Genomic DNA, 20606 nt, shown 5'->3' with positions numbered 1-20606 from the left:
TTATTGTACAATATTCCGCCTCCTATCTGTTCTATTGTCTGCAATCTGTTCTGTCCAGTTTCCGGTATGATGAATCGAACACTTGAGCCAACTGCCACACTACCATCACAAAGGGGAACTGAAACATGATTATGTTTGCTTACTCGCTCGTCTGTCTGATCTTCGGCACGACCTTCCTGGCTATAAAAATCGGCGTGGACGCCGGTACACCTCCGTTCTTCTCGGCGGGTTTGCGCTTTTTCGTTGCAGGTGCTGTACTCTTCCTCTTTATGGCCTGGAAAGGCAAAGCCAGCTTCGCCCTGCTCCTGCGCAAAGAGATGTTGTTCACCGGCGCTGCACTAACCTTCGGAACCTTTTCCGCACTGTACTGGGCCGAGCAATATGTCTCCTCAGGGCTTGCTGCTGTGCTGTCCGCAACCGGTCCGATGATGATTCTGCTGATGCAGACCGCTGTTCTCCGGCAAAAAGCGCCTTCCTATTCGCTGATCGGCTGCATTATCGGCTTCGCTGGCGTACTGCTGCTTGTGCTGCCCAGCCTTGCCATTGAGGTTTCTCCCCTGTGGGTCACCGGTTGCGCTGTGGTGCTGATCGGAGAAATCTGCTACGCGGCGGGAGCCATCTACTCCAAAAAAGTAACCAGCACCTTCTCCGGCGAATCGCCCGTTGCCCTGAATGCAGCGCAGATGATGTACGGCGGCGCGCTGCTGTTCCTCCTGTCCCTGTTCACGGAAAAAGTACATCCTGAGGTGCTGCTGTCCTTCCATACAGCCGGTTCTCTGCTCTACCTGACCGTAATCGGCTCCATGGTCGGCCATACGCTGTTCTACTGGCTGGTGGCGAAAACCAATCCTGTCTTTCCGTCCACCTGGCTGTATATCTCCCCGCCGATCGCGGTCGGTGTAGGCTTCCTCTTCTACGGGGAAGCTGTAACCTGGATCACCCTCATCGGCGTATTCACCATCATCGCCGGCACTGTGCTCGTAAATGCAGGTGCGCTTAAGCAACTGCTGTTCAAGCCGAAGCGCAGCACCCCGCTGGTGCACCCAGTGGCAGGAGAGGCTTATCCGCGGAAGCAGATTCTGTAAGAACGGCCGGCCCAGGGTGGCGTAAGCCGCTGTGCCAGGTGGGCCGGGTGCGTTGCTGAGCGGGAGTCGGGGCACACGGCGGAGAACGGCACGCCGGCCGGGACAGGCCGGGGATGGCGCGGACAATGACGTTTCTGAGTCCGCAACATTTAGTCCATCTGCATTGGAACGGTAGCTGAATAAACGAGAGATATGGAGGGACTAACCAGTACTCATATCTCTCATTAACTCAACGCTTGCACATGCTATGCTAATCCAATACACGTACATACTAGCCTAACCCAACATACGCACTGTTCCCCTAACTTAACTTCCAATAGTGCCAACACACATGGCTAACTTGAGCATGGATAACAACCCTTGCGAAATCGCCTTGAACAACAATGTACTCCTCAAGGAAGAGCCCGAAATACTGAAGTTCACGTTCTATAACTCTAGAATATCTTCTGCCGAAAATATATATGACGTATTATATATTGCATTAATGATCATTATTGCGTATTATATAAGCAAGTTAAGGGCTTAATACTCTAATAGGACGTAAGAATGGAAGGGGGAATCGATTATTGGTGCTCCTTTTCTGTTAAGGAACACCTGAATGTATCCGGAAAGTGGAGGGAACCTGTGATCGAACTGACATCCCGTCAACTGCAAATTATTGAAATCGTCAAAAAAAGAGCACCTATCACCGCCGAGCAAATTGCGGAGCATCTCAACCTCAGCAAGCCGACGATCCGCTCGGATTTGTCCGTGCTTGTCATGCTGGAGTACATTGACGCGAAACCCAAGGTAGGTTATTTTCCCGGCAAAAAAACCTCGCAGCGCCTCAGCGGCAGCTATTTGCTGAAAGAAACCAAGGTCAAGGATATTCAGAGCATCCCGATTATTATCCGCGAGACAACAACGATTCAGGATGCTGTAGTCACACTGTTTCTGCAGGATGTCGGCACGCTGATTATCTGCGACGGGGACGGCAAGCTGACCGGGGTGGCCTCGCGCAAGGATTTCTTGAAGGTTACGCTGGGCAATCCCGGAGCAGTGTCCATGCCCGTAAGCATGGTAATGACCCGCCAGCCCAAGGTCGTGACCGTTTCTCCCGAGGATACGGTGCTTGATGCCGCACAAAAAATGATTTTTCACGAGGTGGACAGTTTGCCGGTGGTCATCCCCGGTATTGTGGAAGAAAGCGGCCCGAAACTCGACGTTGTCGGACGGCTGACGAAAACTTCTATTGTCAAACTACTCCTCGATCTAGAAGCCAAAGGATAACGGGGGGAATCAAAAGCATGGAGCCATCCTCACATTTCATAACGATATGCTCAGATTCTATTGGGGATACAGCGGAGGCTGTCGTGCAGGCTGTTATCCACCAATTCCAGAATCAGCGTGTCACGATCAGAAGATACGGCAACGTAAGACATGAAGACGAGCTCAGGAAGCTGATGGAGGAGACCGCTCAGCTTCAGGGCTTTGTCGCCTACACGCTGGTCCAACCGGAGCTGCGGGAGATGATCCGTGAAGAAGCGGTGCGCCTCGACCTGCGGATTGTAGATATCATGGGCCCGATGATGCAAGCCTTCATTGATACCTTTGATGATGCGCCCCAGGCCCGGCCCGGGCTGCTTCACCAGCTCGACGAGGATTACTTTCGCCGGATCGAGGCGATTGAATTCACCGTGGCCTGTGACGACGGACGCGATCTTGGCGCGATGCTAAAGGCGGATATTGTACTGCTGGGCATGTCACGCACCTCCAAAACCCCGCTCAGTATCTTTCTTGCTCACCGGGGCAAAAAGGTCGTGAACTACCCGATCGTTCCCGAAATCGGCCCGCCGCAGCAGCTGATGAGCCTGCCGCCGAACCGGCTCATCGGGCTTACGATGAAGCCCGAGTATATGCTGAAGATCCGCTCCGAACGTCTGAAGCAGCTTGGACTTCCGGCAGGTTCGCAATATGCCAGCCTGGAGCGCATTACTGAAGAGATGGAATACGCTGCCTTGCTGTTCGGCAAGCTGGGCTGTCCTGTTATTGATATTACAAACAAGGCGATTGAAGAAACAGCAGGTATTATTATGGGCTATATTACCGATTCTCCGTAAGCTTTGCTGATTCAGGCTTGAACCTATACAAATATTATACTGGAGGGAAATCATATGGAACGCGAATTGGCACTGGAAATTGTACGGGTAACTGAATTGGGCGCTTTATCCTCAGCCCGCTGGATCGGAAGAGGCGATAAAAATGCTGCGGATGATGCGGCTACAACCGCCATCCGTTCCATGTTTGATTCCGTCTCCATTGATGGGACTGTGGTCATTGGGGAGGGTGAGATGGACGAAGCTCCGATGCTCTACATCGGCGAGCAGGTCGGGAACCGTACCGGTCCCTCCGTTGATGTAGCCGTAGATCCTCTGGAAGGCACGGAGGTAGTAGCCTGCGGGCTTCACAATGCCCAATCCGTGATTGCCATCGCCGACCGGGGCAGCCTGCTGCATGCGCCTGACATCTATATGGAGAAGCTGGCCTGCGGTCCCGAGCTCGCCGGCAGGCTCAGCCTAGAAGAACCGGCCGAAGTCACATTGCGCAAAGCCAGCCTCATCACCGGCAAAGCGCTCTCCGAGCTGACGGTAATGGTCCTTGACCGCAAGCGGCACGAGAAGCTGATCGCCACCCTGCGCGGGCTGGGCGTGCGCGTCAAGCTGATCGGCCACGGCGATGTCGCTGGAGCTATCGCGGCAGCACTGCCGGACAGCGATGTCGATCTGTACATGGGCTCCGGCGGAGCACCGGAAGGCGTGCTGGCTGCTGCCGCACTGAAATGCCTCGGCGGGGAGCTGCAAGGCAAGCTGCTGCCGGACGGTCCCTTCGAGATGCAGCGCTGCCTCTTAATGGGTATTGAGAACCCGACACGCGTGCTCTCGATGGAGGATATGGTTGGTACGGGAGATGTCATCTTCGCGGCGACCGGTGTAACCTCCGGCGAATTCCTTAACGGAGTCCGCTTCATCGGCAAGGAGCGTGCCGAGACCCATTCCGTCATTATGCGGGCGCAGAGCCGCACCATCCGTTATATCCGCAGCATACACTTCCTGCCTGGCAAGGATATTCCGCAGGTGGCCACCAGCCGGCAAAATGCGGCTCTCATCTAATTGATGTCGTCTAGTACAACGTAGCTGAAAAATCCCAGCAATTCACTAGCTCCTAAAATGTGTAAGAGATAGTATGAAGAAAACTCTTACACGCTTAGCCTCATTCCCGGTTTTGACGTGGCGACCGGCCAGATTGTGGCGTCGTCGATGGGGACGACCCGGAAGGGAAGCCCCTCTGTGCCTAAATGAAGGGTTTGTTTCAACTGTGATGTACTAGCCTGTCTGGAGGATGGTATAGAGGGGATTGACTACGGGGATTTATGCTCAGAGGTAGAGATAATTAGACCCTCTGAGCATACAGTGAAAAACCCCAAAAATCGGCGGCAGCAGCGGAGGAGGAGCGTCAAAGATGCCTACCCATACCTCCGTCGCTCCACGGTGATACAGGTCTTCTGGGACCTCACGCCAACCGTTTGAACTCTCATGGCCTTCCACGTAAAATCCGAGTATCTCCCGATGGCCGAGCTGGTTAATCCCTATGACGAGATTGATGACCTCCATCTGCACTGTTAATTCGTCTCTGTTAAAAGAAGTTTAAAAAACTTGTACAACTTCTTTAATCTCATCGATTTCCTCAAGAATTGCGCGCTCAATAGCAACCTTTAGCGTAATCGTAGCACTTGGGCAACCGTTGCAAGCTCCCAAAAATCTTAATTTGGCTATACCGTTCTCAACTTCGACGAGTTCAGCATCTCCACCGTCACGCAGTAAGAAAGGACGTAGTTTGAGAAGCACCTCCGATACTTCATCGAATAAAATTCCATTCTCCTCCATTATGTCAGCTCCTCTCATTGTTTTCCCAACAGTCAATTTAAGCCTTTTTCACCTAGATAGTCTGAGTGATCCTTTGCTTTTTGCCTAAGAATGGCCTCTTGATCCGAAAGTTCCCTTATAGCCGTATATACAGAATCTAAAGGTATCATCACACCACAACTTGCGCTCAATCCTGACAGCATGTTGAAGTAGAACTGAAGTTTCCGTATCTCTCGGGTAATTTGAGCTAGTTCTGTATTGTCCGAATTCTTTTTCTTCATTACTAACACCTCGTACTTCCTTAATGAATCAACCGATGCTTCCTTCCATTTCAAATTGAATCAGCCGATTCATTTCAACGGCATATTCCATCGGCAATTCTTTGGTAAACGGCTCAATAAAGCCCATTACAATCATTTGTGTGGCATCTTGTTCTGTAAGCCCGCGGCTCATTAAGTAAAACAATTGTTCCTCGGACACTTTGGATACTGTTGCCTCATGCTCCAAAGTAATCTGATCGTTTTTAACTTCATTGTACGGAATCGTATCTGAGGTTGACTGGTTATCCAAAATCAACGTATCACACTTAATATTGGACTTGGACCCTGCAGAATTGCGGCTGAAGCTCGACAATCCCCTGTAGTTTACTTTGCCGCCCTGCTTGCTGATGGATTTGGATATAATCGTAGATGTTGTCTCGGGAGCAAGATGAATTACCTTCGCGCCGGCATCTTGATGCTGATCTTTACCGGCTACGGCAATAGACAGGATGGACCCCTTGGCTCCCCTTCCTTTCAAGATTACAGCCGGATACTTCATGGTTACCTTAGAGCCGATGTTGCCGTCCACCCATTCCATTGTGGCATTTTCCTCTGCTACAGCCCTTTGGGTTACCAGGTTGTAGATATTAGGAGCCCAATTCTGGATGGTCGTGTAACGGACACGGGAATCTTTGCGGCAAATAATTTCAATCACTCCGCTATGCAGAGAACTGGTACTATAAATAGGTGCTGTGCATCCTTCAACATAATGGATAAAACTACCCTCTTCGGCAATAATTAATGTCCGCTCGAATTGTCCCATATTTTCAGAATTAATCCGGAAGTATCCTTGGATCGGAACCTCACACTGCACACCTCTCGGGATGTATACAAAGCTGCCGCCTGACCAAACCGCGCTGTTAAGCGCAGCAAATTTATTGTCGGAGGGCGGGATGATCGTTCCAAAATGTTGCTTGAACACTTCAGGATATTGCTTTAAAGCAGTATCTGTATCAAGGAAAACAACGCCCTGATCCTCCAGTTCCTTCCGCATACTGTGATAGACTACTTCCGACTCGTATTGAGCGGATACACCCGCCAGAAACTTTTGCTCCGCTTCAGGAATCCCCAGCTTGTCAAAGGTTGCTTTAATCTCGGAGGGAACCTCCTCCCAGGTCTTCCCCTGTTTCTCAGAAGGGCGAACGTAATATTGGATGTTATCAAGATTTAGTCCGGACAGATCCGCTCCCCACTTGGGCATCGGCATTTTGTAGAATTGCTTCAAAGCTTTCAGCCGAAAATCGAGCATCCACTCCGGCTCTTCCTTGATCCGGGAAATTTCCCGGACAATCTCTTCAGTCAGACCTTTTCCAGATTGAAAAATAGACTGGTGCTCATCGCGAAACCCATATTTATATTCACCCATATCCGGCGCTTTTTTAGCCATTAGTATCGCTCCTTTTAACCTTCATAAGCCTCACTTTGATTGGCTCTGATTGCCTATGATCTGCCAAGCTTTTTCTCCACTACATCCTGCAGGCGGCTACGCACTCCCTCCAGCGGAATCTCCGAAATGACAGGAGCGAGGAATCCGAAAATAACAAGATATTCGGATTCACTCCGTGAGATCCCGCGCGACATCAGATAATAGATTTGTTCCGCATTTACTTGCCCCACGGATGCAGCATGACCGGCGGTTACATCATCCTCATCGATCAGCAGGATCGGATTGGCATCACCGCGCGCATTTGGACTTAACATCAGTACACGTTCTGTTTGCTGACCATCACAATGGGTTGCACCTTTTTCAATTTTTGTAATCCCGTTGATAATGGCCATAGCTTCTTCACGCATTACTGCGCGTGTGATCATTTGGCTCACCGAGCTTCTGCCAAAATGCTGGGCTTGCGTAGTATAACTTAATTTCTGGTCCCCAGAGCCTACCGCAATCACCTTAGCGTCAGAGATGGACCCGTTGCCCTGGAGTAATGTCTTGGTATCACTGGCGGTATAGCCATTATTCATCTCGCCGACAATCCATTCTATACCGCCATCCGCAAGAACAACCGCACGCCGCTGGGTGAAGTCCGTTGTTGCTGCAGCAAGCTGATGAACAGAAGCGACCTGCACCTTGGAGCCTGCCCCTGCAAACACCTCTACCACACCATTATGCAAAACCTTGATATCATCTCTTCTCGATATACAATGATCCACATAGCTGATCTTGCTGTTGTTCCCAGTCACAATCAAGATGTGAGGAGCAAAAAGCGCCCCGCTCGTATCGCTATAAAAGATCGCTTGAATGGGAACTTCAACCTCTATACCGTCTGGGACATATAGAAAAACGCCACCACTCCATAAGGCACTGTGCACAGCAGACAATCTGTGTTCTTCCGGCTTCACAGCCTGAAAGAGATAACGTTGAACCAACTCCTCATGCTCTTTTGCCGCAGTATGCAGGTCCGTTAAAATTACTCCCTGGGCGGCTAAATCAGCCGACAATTCTGTGTACACTACATCCGAATTGATCTGAACGATGAGTCCGCCTTCCACCGGAGAGGCAACCAAACCTCGAACAACCTCCGGCGCATCTTCCAAACCTGACCACGCATTCTCAGCTTTGTAATCACCACTTTCGTAGATATCCCATTTTTCAAGCTTGATTTTCTCCACTTTAGGCAGCTCCAGCGTCCCTGCCAGCTCGAGTGCCCGAATCCGGTGTTCAAGCAACCAACGAGGTTCATCCTTAGCACTTGACCAAGCGCATAAAGCGTTCGCATTCATTGAAATTTTTGCTTGTATACCCACTTGCTTTTCCTCCTCTTCAGCTTTCATACTTCCCCGCCTACCGTCTCATCCGTAATCCCAAGCTCCTCTTTTACCCAATCGTACCCTTCTGCCTCTAAACGGTGTGCAAGCTCCGGGCCGCCAGATTTGACAATCCGGCCTTGCATCATGACATGCACAAAATCCGGGGTAATATAGTTCAGCAGGCGCTGATAATGGGTAATGATGATAAATCCTCTGTCTGGACTGCGCAGCTCATTTACACCATTGGCTACAATACGCAGTGCATCAATATCAAGCCCGGAATCTACTTCATCCAAAATCACAAACTTGGGTTCAAGCAGCATCATTTGCAAAATCTCATTCCGCTTTTTTTCACCGCCCGAAAATCCCTCATTCAAATAACGATGCGCGAATTCCGGGTTCATCTCTAGCCCCTTCATTTTGTTCTCCAATTCACGGATGAAACGGATTAATGATATCTCCTGGCCCTCTTCACGCCGTGCATTGATGGCACTTCTGAGAAAGTCCGAGTTCGTTACGCCGGCAATTTCACTTGGGTATTGCATAGCGAGGAACAAGCCTGCCCGGGCACGCTCATCCACCTCCATCTCCAGAAGGTCTTCATCGTCCAATGTCACCTTGCCGCCGGTAACCTCATATTTTGGATGGCCCATTAACGCAGAAGCCAACGTACTTTTCCCCGTCCCGTTAGGCCCCATAATCGCATGAATCTCTCCGCCCTGAATCTCCAGTGTGAGCCCTTTTAAAATTTCTTTCCCTTCAATCTCGGATCTTAATTCCTCAATCTTTAATGTCGTCATTTATCGTAAACTTCCCTTCGGAGTATTCTTCGGCACGCGCCACCAAATCACTCATAAATTTTCCAATAGTCTGCAGTTCAACCTCTGAATAGGATTCCATGAATTGGTAAAACCTTTCTTCTTTTTCTTTGTGCAGCTCCTTATGCAAATGATAAACGTGTCTTCCCTTATCCGTTAAACTAAAGTAAATCTCCTTACGATTGTTGTTCAGTTGACTTCTCATAATGAAGCCCATTTCCAGCAGCTTTGAACTAATTTTAGTAATGCCAGCTTTGGACAACCCCATCTTCTCCACAATCCCGGTATGATTGATCGGTTCATAATCACCAATGCAATCAATAACGTGTACACTAGTAATATTGTTGGAGAGCATGTCAATCTGGTACTTTCTGGCCTGTTGCCGAAACGAATTAAATTCTTGTTCGGTATACAACTCGTTCAGATGCAGCATTCTTATATATTGCTCGTAAAGATGACCTTTAAAATGATTTTGAAACTCCAATTTTGCAATCTCCCCTCTCTTGTAGTAGTTGCAGACCAAGGTGCAGTGTCAGCAATATATTGCAATTCTTTTTTGTTCACATGTGAACAAAACTATATTAACATAACTGATAATGATTATCAATATCAATTATGTTCAGTATGACGCAATTCTGGAGACGCTTTTCATTGGTTCGTTGTCATTGTCATCAGCTTCATTCTGCGTTCCGATCAGTTGGGTCTCATCTCCATTATCCGGGATTTATCCGTTTCGCTCCGGTGTAACGAAGCAACAAGTCGTAAATCGTTGCGATTGCCTATGAAGAGGAAGAGGCGACCGGCCAGATTGTGGTCATCTGGACGAACCTCTCGATCAAAAGGGAAAGCATGGCATTCTGGCCACCAAAACCAGCCGTGCACGATTTTTAGCAGATTCCAGCCACCACATTCGGTTTGTGTATACGCCTAAACACTGTTCATGGCTAAACGAAATTGAGATCTGGTTTAGTATTCTGGTCCCATCACAATCCGTTGATTCACTCCATACAAGAAGGGTATCCCATGGTCCGGCTGGACCTGAGATACCCTTCTTGTATGGAAAATATATTAAGTCATACACCACTATACCTGTTAACTTACACTTTACCGGTTCGTATTCTGCCTGTTGGAAGCATTCAGCTCATCTTGGCGGAGATGGCGCTGCCTGCGTTCTTCCTCTTCTCTGTTTCGCTCTGAATTCATCGTGTCCAGCCCAGTATCCTCGCGTCCCTCCAGACCAGAGCCGTTGAATGCGGCATCTACAGTGTCACTGACTGAATAACGGGCGCTGGCCGCAGCCTCACTTTCAGGAATCGCTTCATCTACATAACGGTCGGAATTGGCGGAGTTATGATTGCGGAGCACGGAATATACATCATTGGCCCGGGAGCTGTCCGCATCCACCATGACAAGAATCCGGCCCTCGTCCACATAGTTGTCGTAGCTCTGTGCTTCATCCTCCGGTATGCCGAGTCCAATCAGTCCGCCGACAAGTCCGCCAGTTCCCGCTCCCACCGCAGCTCCCGCCAGCGTAGCCGCAATGGGTCCCGCCGCAAGAATAGGGCCAATCCCTGGAATCGCCAGTGCTCCGATACCTGCCAGAAGTCCGGTCACACCTCCCAGCACACCGCCGGTTGCCGCCCCTGAAGCCATTCCCTCAGGCGCTTTGGTACCCGTTTCATTATTGATAGTTTCGACATCCTGTTTGTTCCGTGCAATCACTGAGATATCCTCTGTCATAAATCCGCGGCCTTTTAACTCCTCAATAGCCTGCGAAGCCTCATGTTCGGTATAAAATACACCTACAATTTTCTTATTCATAACGATTCCCTCCTGATAGCATGTTTTGGGTGTCCATTGATGATGCAGCTTGTTTCACACCTCTTACTTAACCAAACAGCCGGTGCCGAAACTGTAGAATATCCCTTTTCACGCTGAATCCACAAAACAATTTATGAAACAGGAAATCATTCGGGAAATAGAAAACTAGACACATTTTCATCAAATTTATAGAATTCGGGTTAGATAATCTAACGTGAATATCCTGGTTTCAGGGCATTTGTTAAGCCTTTGGGAACTTTGACCGTTACCCGATTACAGATGATGCAAAAGGGTCTATACTCCTCGTAAGATAGGGTCAACTATTTTCACACAACCAAGGAGGCGTAGGATGAATATGCGACTCAAGGTGCTGAAGAAGCACCTGCTCTTCTGCTGCAGCGAGCACTGCAATAATCAGGATGTGGAAGAGGTCATGCAGGAATTCAAGGAACAGCTCGTGGAAAAAGGGATTAACAAAACCGTCAAAATCAACAAAACCAGCTGTCTCGGCCTTTGCGGCAACGGGCCTTTTGTTATCGTCTATCCCGACGGCATCTGGTATTACAATGTGACTACGGATGATGTGGCGCGTATTGTAGAGGAGCATCTCGTGAACGGCGAGCCGGTCGAAGAACTGGTAATGCTCAAAATGGAAGCCTGATTCCGGTTCACACCGGGCTGGCTGTTTTTCCGTCATCCGGTACAGCAAGCTGTGCCCCGCTATGCCTCCCCATTCTAAATCCTGGAAGTCCCGCCCTCAGCCTGGGGTCTGGGACTTTTTGCGGTTGATCTGCCACGAACGATCTATTGTATAATGAAGTGTATATCCATCCCGGAGCCATCCCATACCGAAAAGAGGCTGAAGCATGGCCATATTCAAATATAATTCAGAGCGCCCCTTCCGGGGCAATTCCGATCTGCATCTTCATTATTGGGGACGTGAGCAGTGTGCTCCCGGACATAGCGTTGGCCCCGGCGTGCGCGACCTGTACAAAATCCATTTCATTCACAAAGGAACCGGCAAAGTCACTGTAGGAGAAGAAACCCACATTTTGCAGCCTGGACAAGCCTTCCTGACTTATCCTCATATTGTCACCCGTTATGCGGCGGACACGGATCATCCCTGGATGTATTCATGGGTTGCTTTTACGGGAGAAGAGATTGGATATCTGCTATCCAAAACCTCTCTCACGCCCGAACACCCCATCTTTCCGATGGATGAATCACTGATGCCCGTACTCTATGACCGGCTTAGTGCTGCGGCTGACCACACAGGCAGTCTCGATCTGCCGCTCAAGGCGATCATGTATGAGTTCTTTGGCCTGCTGCTGCGCACGGTTCCTGCGGCGGCGGACATTTTCCCGGTTCCACGCCAAAAGAGTATTTACGTTGAGCAATGTCTCCACTATCTGCATGCCCATTACTGTGAAAATGTTACCGTGGAGATGATGTCCTCCTCCCTGAAGCTGGACCGCAAATATTTATCCGCGTTATTCAAAAAGACCGTCGGCCTGCCGCCGCAACAGTACCTACTCAATTTCCGTATCGCCAAAGCGTGTGAGCTTTTAACGGATACAAATTGTACGATTGGTGAAATCTCGCGGTCTGTCGGCTACCAGGACCCGCTGCTTTTTTCGCGTATGTTCAAGAAGGTAAAGGGCTGCTCGCCCAAGGAGTACCGCATCCGTCATGCCGATAATGACATTGTTCTATAAACTTCTTCCTTGCTGACATACGTTTGTCTCCGTGCATCCGCTACAATAAGAGCGTGACCGGGATCGGCTGAAACAAATGCTTACGTGTGATTATTCTTGGTGATTCCAATGGTTTTATTTCGGCAAAAATGAGGGCAAGCCGCCTCTCCTCTATCACACGATGATTACGCTTACAAGTCTTAAGCGAATGCTTAAGAAGTTAGTTTTGTACGGAGTAACACGATGATGCTTTGGCTTACAAAACTTAAGCTTATGCTTACGATCCTAGTTTGTTCGAAGTAAATGCAGGAAGTAACGCTCACAAACTTTTAGGAGGTAAAAAAATGTACAATGCTAGTCCTGAACGTTATGCAAATATGAAGTACAACCGTACCGGCCGCAGCGGCCTGCTCCTCCCGGCAATCTCGCTCGGGCTGTGGCATAATTTTGGCGGCAACGATGTGTTCGAGAACGGACGGGCTATGATCAGACGGGCCTTCGATCTAGGCATTACCCACTTCGACCTCGCTAATAACTACGGTCCGCCTGCCGGATCGGCTGAAGAGACATTCGGGCAGATTCTGCGCAAAGATTTCGCCGTCTACCGCGACGAGATGATCATCTCCAGCAAAGCAGGCTATTATATGTGGCCAGGCCCTTATGGCGAATGGGGCTCGAAGAAATATCTTGTCTCCAGTCTCGATCAGAGCTTGAAACGGATGGGACTGGATTATGTGGATATTTTCTACCATCACCGCCCGGACCCGAATACACCACTGGAAGAAACAATGGCGGCGCTGGATCTGCTTGTGCGTCAAGGTAAAGCGCTGTATGTCGGTATCTCCAATTACAAGGCTGACGAAGCGCGGGAAGCGGCTCAGATTCTCCGCCGTCTCGGCACGCCTTGCCTGATCCACCAGCCGAATTACTCCATGATGTCGCGCTGGATTGAAGAGGGGCTGCAGGATGTGCTGGCTGAGGAAGGCATCGGCACCATCGCCTTCTCTCCGCTGCAAAAAGGTATCCTTACCGACCGCTACCTCAAAGGAATCACACCGGATTCCCGCGCAGCCGGACCGAGCGTGTTCCTCTCAGAGAAGGAAATCACTGCAGAGGTGATCAGCAAGGTCAGCCAGCTGAACGATCTGGCTGCTGCACGCGGACAGAAAATGTCGCAGTTGGCCCTGTCATGGGTGCTGCGCGGCGGCAAAGTGACCTCGGCTCTGATCGGCGCAAGCAAGGTAAGCCAGATCGAGGATGCCGTAGCCTCCCTGAACGCACCTGAGCTCAGCGCGGAAGAGCTGGAGCAAATCGAGAGTATTTTGCGGGGATAAGCTGAACACATACACACACAAAGACGGCAATAGCGACCGCACAGCTGGCAGGCTGCGGCAGCGCTCTATTGCCGTCTTTTGCTGTGGGAATGCTATAATGTACAAAAAAAACAACACAGAAAGGGAAGCAGATGAACAAAAACCGTTTAGGAAATTCCGATTTATACGTAAGTGCTATGGGACTCGGCTGCATGTCCCTGGGGACCGACGAAGCCACGGCGATTCCGATTATTCATGAGGCGCTTGAGCTAGGCGTTAACTTTCTGGATACTGCCGACCTCTATGATAGCGGACGGAATGAAGAAATTATCGGGCAGGCGCTGCGTCAACGCCGGGCAGACGTTATCCTCGCTACCAAAGTCGGCAACCGCAGAGTCCCCGGTCAGGAAGGCTGGACCTGGGACCCTTCCAAAGCTTATATAAAGTCGGCAGTAAAAGAGAGCCTGCACAGACTGCAGACGGATTATATCGACCTGTACCAGCTACATGGCGGTACGCTCGAGGATCCGATTGACGAGACCATTGAAGCTTTCGAGGAGCTGAAGCAGGAAGGACTGATCCGCTACTACGGCATCTCCTCCATCCGCCCGAATGTGATCAAGGAATACGTCTCCCGTTCCAATATTGTCAGTGTCATGAGCCAGTACAGCATCCTGGACCGGCGGTCTGAAGAAGAGGTTCTGCCCCTGCTGGAACGGCAAGGCATTAGTCTCATTGCCCGGGGACCGCTGGCAAGCGGCATATTAACCGAACATGGTGCCAGTAAAGCCAACCGGGAGTATCTTGGCTACGATAGCGAGGAACTGGTAGGGCTGCATGAACATCTGCTGAAGCAGAGCTGCGGCTACCGTACCTTGACGGAGACAGCGCTGCATTACCCGCTGGCAAATCCCGCAGTTGCCGCCATTATTCCGGGCGCAAGCAGCCTGGGGCAACTGCGGCTGAATGCGGCTGCCGCTGAAGCCGCCCCGCTCTCTCCCGCAGAGCTGGCAGCTGTCCATGCTGCCAGCAAGTGCAACCGGTATGTGCAGCACCGCTAAGAATATGTATGACGAAGAGGCTGTCCCTGTAACTGTTAGGTCATAACAGTTCAGGAACAGCCTCTTTTCATAATACATGATTTGCTGGTTCTACAGCCTGGAGATCAATTGAACCGCTTCGGCCCGGGTCGCATTCTGCAGAGGCTGGAACTTGTTGCCGCTCCGGCCCTGAATCAGACCCAGCTCATGAGCATAAGCCACATATGGCCGGGCCCACTTTGAAATGGAGCTGTAGTCGGCAAAAGCACTAGAAGCTTCTACCGTACTCAGTGACTTATTATTTTTATAGAGATAAGATTTGATCAGCATGGCTGTCATCTCCTGCCGGGAAATAAGCTTGTCCGGTGCAAATGCCGAACCGGAGATTCCCGTTACGATACCGGCCGCAGAAGCTGCAGCAACCTCATCCGCATACCATTTGGCCGCTCCAACATCACTGAAGCTGCTTGCATTGCCTGCCTTCAGATTCAGCTTGCGGGCAATAAACGCAGCAAATTCGGCCCGTGTCACCTTTTGATTAGGGGAGAAGTGCAGATCACTTGTCCCTGTCACCACCTGCTGAGCCACCATTGCTTGAATGGCACCGGATGCCCAATGAGTAGCGGAAACGTCACTGAACGATTTACTGTATTGCAGCACAGCGTATTTGCTGAAATGACTGGTCTGAACACTCAGATAGCCGCTCTCCAGTTGTCCTGCTGTGTACTGCAGTCCGCTTTGTGCATCCAAATAATAAACACCTGAGAGCGGGGTATTCACGCCTTCGTTAACCTTCAATTTCAACGTGACCGGAAAATCGAGCTCAGACATCTTCGTTTCCTTGCCATCTGCCGTTATGAGCGATAAGCCAAAATCAAAAGCCGCACCAGCGGAGGAAATTGCAGTATTCGCCGATTTACCGGTAGTTCCGCTTGTTGCCTTGGCAATATCATCACTGCTAAGCGGAGTAAAGGAGACGGAAATCTTCGCATCCTTTAGCTGCTCTGCTGGCACAGAAGCCTTAAGCTTCTCCAGATCACCACCTGGAATTTCAATAGACAGATTATCTTTGGAGACAACCAGAGCATTGTCTTTGTTGATTACTTCAGAGCTTGCAGGCAACAGGAGCTGCTTAATATCGCTGGCTACAGGTACAGTTACCTTCCCGTTCTCACTTTTGAGTGCTATGTCTAAGGCCTTCGTGACTCCAGCCAGGTCGACTACACTGATAAGAGATTTAACCGCTACCACCGCAGGGACAGATGAGCTTGGTCCTGAGGCCCCGCCTCCTCCTGCTGCACTACCTCCGCCTCCGCCTGGTGTACTTCCTCCTCCTGACGTCCCCCCTCCAGAAGCCTGAGGCACTGGAAAAATGTAAGCTTGCAGCGAGCGATTGCCCACTTTGTCTACAGCTGCTACATTAACATGATAAATCTTACCATTGGTTAAACCGTTAATAGTGAAGTTTGTTCGCTTAATAGGTTCTGTCAGCAGACTGCCATCCAGCCAGACCAGGTAACCTTCTAGATCATCTTCCTTATTGCTGTCCCAGGTTACATACAGACTTCCGTTGCCAGATGCCTTCAATCCTGTAGGCTTAGCAGGTGCGAATGGATCGCCGGTTACGATGCCCTTCTGACGGTATTCATAGACAAAAGCATCGGCTTCGCCATTTTTGTAGGCATTGGTATAAAGATAAGCACTTCCATATTGAGAGTTAACATTGGGTAAGCTGATCTCATGACCCGAAGCTGAAGAGGTCAGTTTCAAAATATATTGTTCGTCTGTTTTTAGTGGAACTGGAAAAATAAATTTAAAATAATTATTATTATTATAGAGGTTGCTTACTGGAAAAACAGCTCCATCTTTGTTGACTAATTCAAAATCTGAAGCGCTCAATTCTGAATGGTTTATTGTATACGGGCTATAAAGAGAATCCGAAGAAGCATCAGATAAAATCAAACTCAAATCTTCCCATGTATCTGGCTGGTCTACAGCGTTTCCTGATACAACAAATGATACCAGCATGTCATTTGGTTGAAGCGCGTAACCGGGTTTCTTTCCATTAAAGAGGAAGTTCACTTCCTTCATTAACCCACGGACACGCATTGTATAGGTAGGTGAAAAATCCGATTCCCGGCCGAATACGTCTACTGCAGACACTTTGAAATGATTCAAAGAATGTTCGGGAAGATTTTTGATTTTGAATGTGTTAGCCTTAGTAATTCCGATGAATTGGTCATTGTTATAAAACTTGTAATATGAAATTGAATACCTGTCAAAGGCTTGCCAATAAACACTGATATCGCTAGACTTATCGGTTTGATTGGACCAGCTCGTACTATAAATCACCGGGGCCACTGGAGCATCCCCGAACGAATACACATTCCCCGTCACGCTAGCAGCAAAATCCCTCGTATCGCCCGCAACAACTTTAGCATAGCCGGGTACCAGACCTTGAGCAATCGTACCGTTTACCTTAGACCAGTAAGCCTTGGCACTATCTGAGTAATATACCTCACCAAGCACCGATGAAGGTACTTGAACCTTGCTGCCATTCGAATGAATCAGATCCATTGCAATGTCTTTCTGATCGGAGTAGATCACTCCCGAAATCTCTCCGGTAGATGCATCGTAATATACTTTCAGCATACTGGCCGCATAGGTCAGTACGGGTGCGCTTAACGCCAGCAGCATGAGGACTGCCAGTGAAGCGCTGATTTTGCGTAAAATGTTGTGCAGAATAATTCCCCCCAGGTGGATGTGTAGGATTCGGAAATCCTTCCCCATAATACGAGGAATTCCAACATATTACAACGTATTATTTAACTTATATTCCATTATTGTCCTCAATTCTCTGCCTGCTTCACCATCTCTTTATAGCTCCTGTTCTCCGGGATCATATCCGAAGCCGTTCGCATTTCCTCCAATGCTTTTTGCATATAGGATTCATCACCCTGGGACCGGGCTATAGCAGAATAAAGAGCAGCTAATTCGTAATGAGTCTCATGGGACCACGGAAGCTGTGCAGCAGCGGCAATCAGTGATCGTTCCGCCCTTTCCCAATCCTGCCTAGCTATCGCTGACTCCCCGTTGGCAAGGCTGGTATAGCCTACCGTCAGCCACGAAAAGAAAAATATTGCAATTACTGCGGGCAGAGCCAGAGCTGCAGTTCTGAAACGCGGCAGAGGAATTTCTTGTCCGGGCCCGCCTTCGGCCTCTGCTCCGGTGAGCAGCATAATGAACAAGCCGAACACCAGCGGATAAGCCAGATCGATATCAAAAGCAAGATGGGCGCAGAACAGGATAATGGCCAGCACAGAGCCCCAGCCTTCTTTTCCCCTGCGCAGCCCCGCGCGTATAGAGAAGATAATCATACCTATAAAGCTCAGAGCTCCAAAAACCCCAGTATCCAGAGCAACCTGCAAATACTGCTGATGCACATATTTCACATATACGGAAGGATACAGCACTGCCCATCCGCCGCCACCCACACCCAGCAGCCAGTGCTTCAGCCATAGATGAAAAGCATCGCTCCAATAGATGCGGCGCAGGGCAAATTCGGGAGCATCCCAGGCTATCTCACGAAACGCCGCGCCGCCATTACGCGCAGCAAAGGCTAAGACCACCGCCAACAAGACTGATGCCGCCATCGTTCCCAGCATGGATACTTTTTGCGCATCCCGGTTCAGGAATACATAAATGACTGCCCCGATGACCGCCAGAACCAGTACCGCTCTGGAGCCGGTCCATAGCAAGCCGCCAATCTGGATTACACAAACGATCCAATAGCGTTTGTGACCTGAGAGCTTGTAAGCACCCCAGCCTGCCGCAACTCCTGCCGCCAATATGACGGCAAAGCTGTTCGCATAACCAAGCGTCGATTCCAGCCTGCCTTCGCGGAACAGCCCAAAGGCCAGTCCCCACAGTGTCAGTGCTGTTCCACACCAGGCCCAGGCTGACCAAATCCGGTCCCGCAGCTCCCGGGACAACCCGGCAAACAGCAGCGATAGCGGGAGCAGGGAGGAGATTTTGCCCGCTTCCAGCAGAGCTTGTTCAACATCCACCGCCCAAATGGCAGACAACCAGTACAGTAAGGTAAGTATCAGCAGAAAAAAATGCACCGGCAGCAGCTTGATCCTGCCGGTGCGCAGAATGTAAACAAGTACCGCTGTAAATAACAGAGCATCTAACGCCAAAAAAGAACGGGTATGAAAGTATCCCGCTCCGAGCGCTCCGGCAATCATATACACGAGCAAAGTATAATAAGACATTTTTTCCGCAGGTTTGTTGTTTGGTATATTTTTCTTCATAGTAAGGAAGTTTTCGACAAGGTCTGACGGAATTCCTCCTAGGACCTCACCCAAAAGCTTGAGTAATATACACCATCGCCAACAGGCCAAAGATAAATGAATACGTTGAGGGGCGTTCATACCCGTGTCCGTGGCTCTCCGGAATCAACTCCTTATAGACGATAAAAAGCATCGCTCCAGCGGCAAAAGCCAACCCGTACCCCACCACGTTCTGCATATAGCTGGCTGTAAAATATCCGATCACCGCCGACACCATCTCCATGAGGCCGGTTAAGGCGGCCATAATCAATGCTTTGCGCCGTGTCGCCTGGGAATTCAGCAAAAACACTGCCAGAATCAGACCCTCCGGCATATTCTGTGCTCCGATGGCTATCGCCACCATGGGGCCGAGGCTCGACTGCTCACTCGCATAGCTGAAGCCTGTGCTGAGACCTTCGGGAATATTATGAATAAACAGTGCGATCAGCACCAGCAGTGCTTTGGAATCCATGTTAGTGAAGCCGGGCTTGTTCTCCACATCAATATGCGGAATATTATTCTCGATCAGATCGAGCAACAGTACACCGGTAATCAGACCCAGGGTTAACGCAAGGATTCCCGATTCCTTGATCGCCTGCGGCATTAACCCAAAGGTGGATGCGGATACCATGATTCCGGCAGTGAAGGCGACCAGCACATCCTTCCACAGCTCGGACAATCTTCGGACGAACAGAATGGGAACCACCCCAAGTACAGTAGCCATAGCCGATAAAAAGCTGCCAAGCAGCGCAGTTTGCAAGTCTTCAACCCCTTTTGTGGACAGGACTCCTAGACCCAGCATATGCTTCCGGCAGGCACAGTTATGTCTGTAATTTCCATTTATATTCTACAGCTCCGGCACTAGCGGCAAAAACATCAGATCTTCATCCTGGTAGTCAACCCCGAGCTTCATCGCCCTCGGCTCTGTGCCATAGCGGATAAACCCCAGAGATTCGTATAGCCGTTTGGCGGACAGGTTGGTGGAGGTTAAGGTCAGATTAAGGATTTCCAGACCCGGTACCTGCTTGGCCCGCTTGATCAGTTCCAGCATCAAGACCCGCCCTACCCCCTGCTTACGCGCACACGGATCGACGTATACGGAATATACATGGGCTTTGTGACGGATCTTCGGTCTGCTCTCGCGGAAAAGGGTTACAATACCCACCAGCTTTTCCTCAGCAATGAACGCTCCAAGGGTAAAATTATCATCCGAGGGTTCCAGCCTGATCCGGGTGGTGACCATGGAGATTTTGGACTCCGACTCATAGGAGCTGAGAAAAGCCTCCGGACTCTGCAGCAGCGACTGCAGCCGGAGCTCGCGGTAAATCTCCGCATCGGCGGATGTCAGTATTCTTATGTACAAGGGTATACCTCCTGACCCGATTGTTAATATTTCGACTCTGCCTGCTAACATTATACCGGTTTCCCCTGTATTCTGGCCTTAGATATTTCTACTTACATTGAATGGGCAGATCGCCTGGACAATTGACAAAATTACTGAACTTAGGTATATTTACTTTTGTGAAATTCG

The 20606-nt window shown here is 49.8% G+C and carries 19 protein-coding genes and 1 pseudogene; 8 read left to right on the top strand and 12 right to left on the bottom strand.

From position 1 onward, the window contains the following. The first annotated feature begins 125 nt into the window (after nt 1–125). The 4 genes from A3844_RS25415 to glpX all read left to right on the top strand — a co-directional run bounded on the left by A3844_RS25415 (nt 126) and on the right by glpX (nt 4234). Complete coding sequence (locus A3844_RS25415; protein ID WP_074108821.1) at nt 126–1085, top strand: DMT family transporter; 960 nt, start codon at nt 126–128, stop codon at nt 1083–1085. 624 nt (nt 1086–1709) lie between these two features. Next, complete coding sequence (locus A3844_RS25410) at nt 1710–2354, top strand: helix-turn-helix transcriptional regulator (RefSeq protein ID WP_074101131.1); 645 nt, start codon at nt 1710–1712, stop codon at nt 2352–2354. 17 nt (nt 2355–2371) lie between these two features. Further along, on the top strand, nt 2372–3184 hold the full coding sequence (locus tag A3844_RS25405; protein WP_074083168.1) for a pyruvate, water dikinase regulatory protein: 813 nt from the start codon (nt 2372–2374) through the stop codon (nt 3182–3184). Between the two features lie 54 nt (nt 3185–3238). Then, nucleotides 3239–4234 (top strand): class II fructose-bisphosphatase, encoded by a 996-nt coding sequence (gene glpX, locus A3844_RS25400; protein ID WP_074108820.1) that lies wholly within the window; start codon nt 3239–3241, stop codon nt 4232–4234. A gap of 327 nt (nt 4235–4561) precedes the next feature. On the opposite strand, the pseudogene A3844_RS25395 reads toward glpX, so the two are convergent. The 8 genes and pseudogenes from A3844_RS25395 to A3844_RS25355 form a co-directional block, all read right to left on the bottom strand. After that, nucleotides 4562–4744: pseudogene (locus A3844_RS25395) on the bottom strand (transposase); the annotation flags it as partial. Nucleotides 4745–4768: 24 nt separating this feature from the next. Beyond that, nucleotides 4769–5008 (bottom strand): NifU family protein, encoded by a 240-nt coding sequence (locus tag A3844_RS25390; RefSeq protein ID WP_074083165.1) that lies wholly within the window; start codon nt 5006–5008, stop codon nt 4769–4771. Nucleotides 5009–5040: 32 nt separating this feature from the next. After that, on the bottom strand, nt 5041–5268 hold the full coding sequence (locus A3844_RS25385) for a hypothetical protein (protein WP_074083164.1): 228 nt from the start codon (nt 5266–5268) through the stop codon (nt 5041–5043). Nucleotides 5269–5296: 28 nt separating this feature from the next. Further along, complete coding sequence (gene sufB / locus A3844_RS25380; protein WP_074101128.1) at nt 5297–6694, bottom strand: Fe-S cluster assembly protein SufB; 1398 nt, start codon at nt 6692–6694, stop codon at nt 5297–5299. Nucleotides 6695–6747: 53 nt separating this feature from the next. Continuing rightward, nucleotides 6748–8055: a Fe-S cluster assembly protein SufD gene (gene sufD, locus A3844_RS25375; RefSeq protein WP_425270624.1), complete on the bottom strand. Its 1308-nt coding sequence runs from the start codon at nt 8053–8055 to the stop codon at nt 6748–6750. A gap of 23 nt (nt 8056–8078) precedes the next feature. Continuing rightward, nucleotides 8079–8858 carry a Fe-S cluster assembly ATPase SufC gene (sufC, locus tag A3844_RS25370; protein ID WP_074108817.1) on the bottom strand — a complete coding sequence of 260 codons (780 nt, stop codon included), beginning with the start codon at nt 8856–8858 and terminating at the stop codon, nt 8079–8081. Continuing rightward, on the bottom strand, nt 8839–9360 hold the full coding sequence (locus tag A3844_RS25365; protein WP_074101126.1) for a MarR family transcriptional regulator: 522 nt from the start codon (nt 9358–9360) through the stop codon (nt 8839–8841). The genes sufC and A3844_RS25365 overlap by 20 nt, the downstream gene beginning before the upstream one ends. A 620-nt stretch (nt 9361–9980) precedes the next feature. Beyond that, nucleotides 9981–10697 carry a general stress protein gene (locus A3844_RS25355; RefSeq protein WP_074083159.1) on the bottom strand — a complete coding sequence of 239 codons (717 nt, stop codon included), beginning with the start codon at nt 10695–10697 and terminating at the stop codon, nt 9981–9983. Between the two features lie 349 nt (nt 10698–11046). On the opposite strand from A3844_RS25355, the gene A3844_RS25350 reads away from it, so the two are divergent. The 4 genes from A3844_RS25350 (at nt 11047) to A3844_RS25335 (ending at nt 14765) form a co-directional block, all read left to right on the top strand. Further along, nucleotides 11047–11358, top strand: a complete 312-nt coding sequence (locus A3844_RS25350) for a (2Fe-2S) ferredoxin domain-containing protein (protein ID WP_074083158.1) — start codon at nt 11047–11049, stop codon at nt 11356–11358. 205 nt (nt 11359–11563) lie between these two features. Next, nucleotides 11564–12412, top strand: a complete 849-nt coding sequence (locus tag A3844_RS25345) for an AraC family transcriptional regulator (RefSeq protein WP_074101124.1) — start codon at nt 11564–11566, stop codon at nt 12410–12412. Nucleotides 12413–12735: 323 nt separating this feature from the next. Continuing rightward, nucleotides 12736–13725 (top strand): aldo/keto reductase, encoded by a 990-nt coding sequence (locus A3844_RS25340; protein WP_074108816.1) that lies wholly within the window; start codon nt 12736–12738, stop codon nt 13723–13725. 131 nt (nt 13726–13856) lie between these two features. Next, nucleotides 13857–14765, top strand: coding sequence for an aldo/keto reductase (locus A3844_RS25335; protein ID WP_074108815.1), 909 nt, complete (start codon nt 13857–13859; stop codon nt 14763–14765). A 90-nt stretch (nt 14766–14855) separates the two neighbouring features. Here A3844_RS25335 and A3844_RS25330 read toward each other — a convergent pair whose 3' ends face one another. The 4 genes from A3844_RS25330 to A3844_RS25315 all read right to left on the bottom strand — a co-directional run bounded on the left by A3844_RS25330 (nt 14856) and on the right by A3844_RS25315 (nt 20438). Continuing rightward, a complete protein-coding gene (locus A3844_RS25330) occupies nt 14856–17534 on the bottom strand; it encodes an S-layer homology domain-containing protein (RefSeq protein ID WP_074108814.1) in 2679 nt (892 codons plus the stop codon). Nucleotides 17535–17593: 59 nt separating this feature from the next. Beyond that, complete coding sequence (locus A3844_RS25325) at nt 17594–19018, bottom strand: O-antigen ligase family protein (RefSeq protein WP_208619457.1); 1425 nt, start codon at nt 19016–19018, stop codon at nt 17594–17596. A gap of 85 nt (nt 19019–19103) precedes the next feature. Then, nucleotides 19104–19835, bottom strand: coding sequence for a ZIP family metal transporter (locus A3844_RS25320; protein WP_074108812.1), 732 nt, complete (start codon nt 19833–19835; stop codon nt 19104–19106). Between the two features lie 87 nt (nt 19836–19922). Then, nucleotides 19923–20438 (bottom strand): GNAT family N-acetyltransferase, encoded by a 516-nt coding sequence (locus A3844_RS25315; RefSeq protein ID WP_074083151.1) that lies wholly within the window; start codon nt 20436–20438, stop codon nt 19923–19925. Nucleotides 20439–20606: the final 168 nt, after the last annotated feature.

The sequence above is a fragment of the Paenibacillus helianthi genome (assembly GCF_001909055.1).
Classification (GTDB): Bacteria; Bacillota; Bacilli; order Paenibacillales; family Paenibacillaceae; genus Paenibacillus_AQ; species Paenibacillus_AQ helianthi.
Note: the sequence above shows the minus strand (reverse complement) of the source record. Positions and strands in the feature narration are given on the sequence as shown.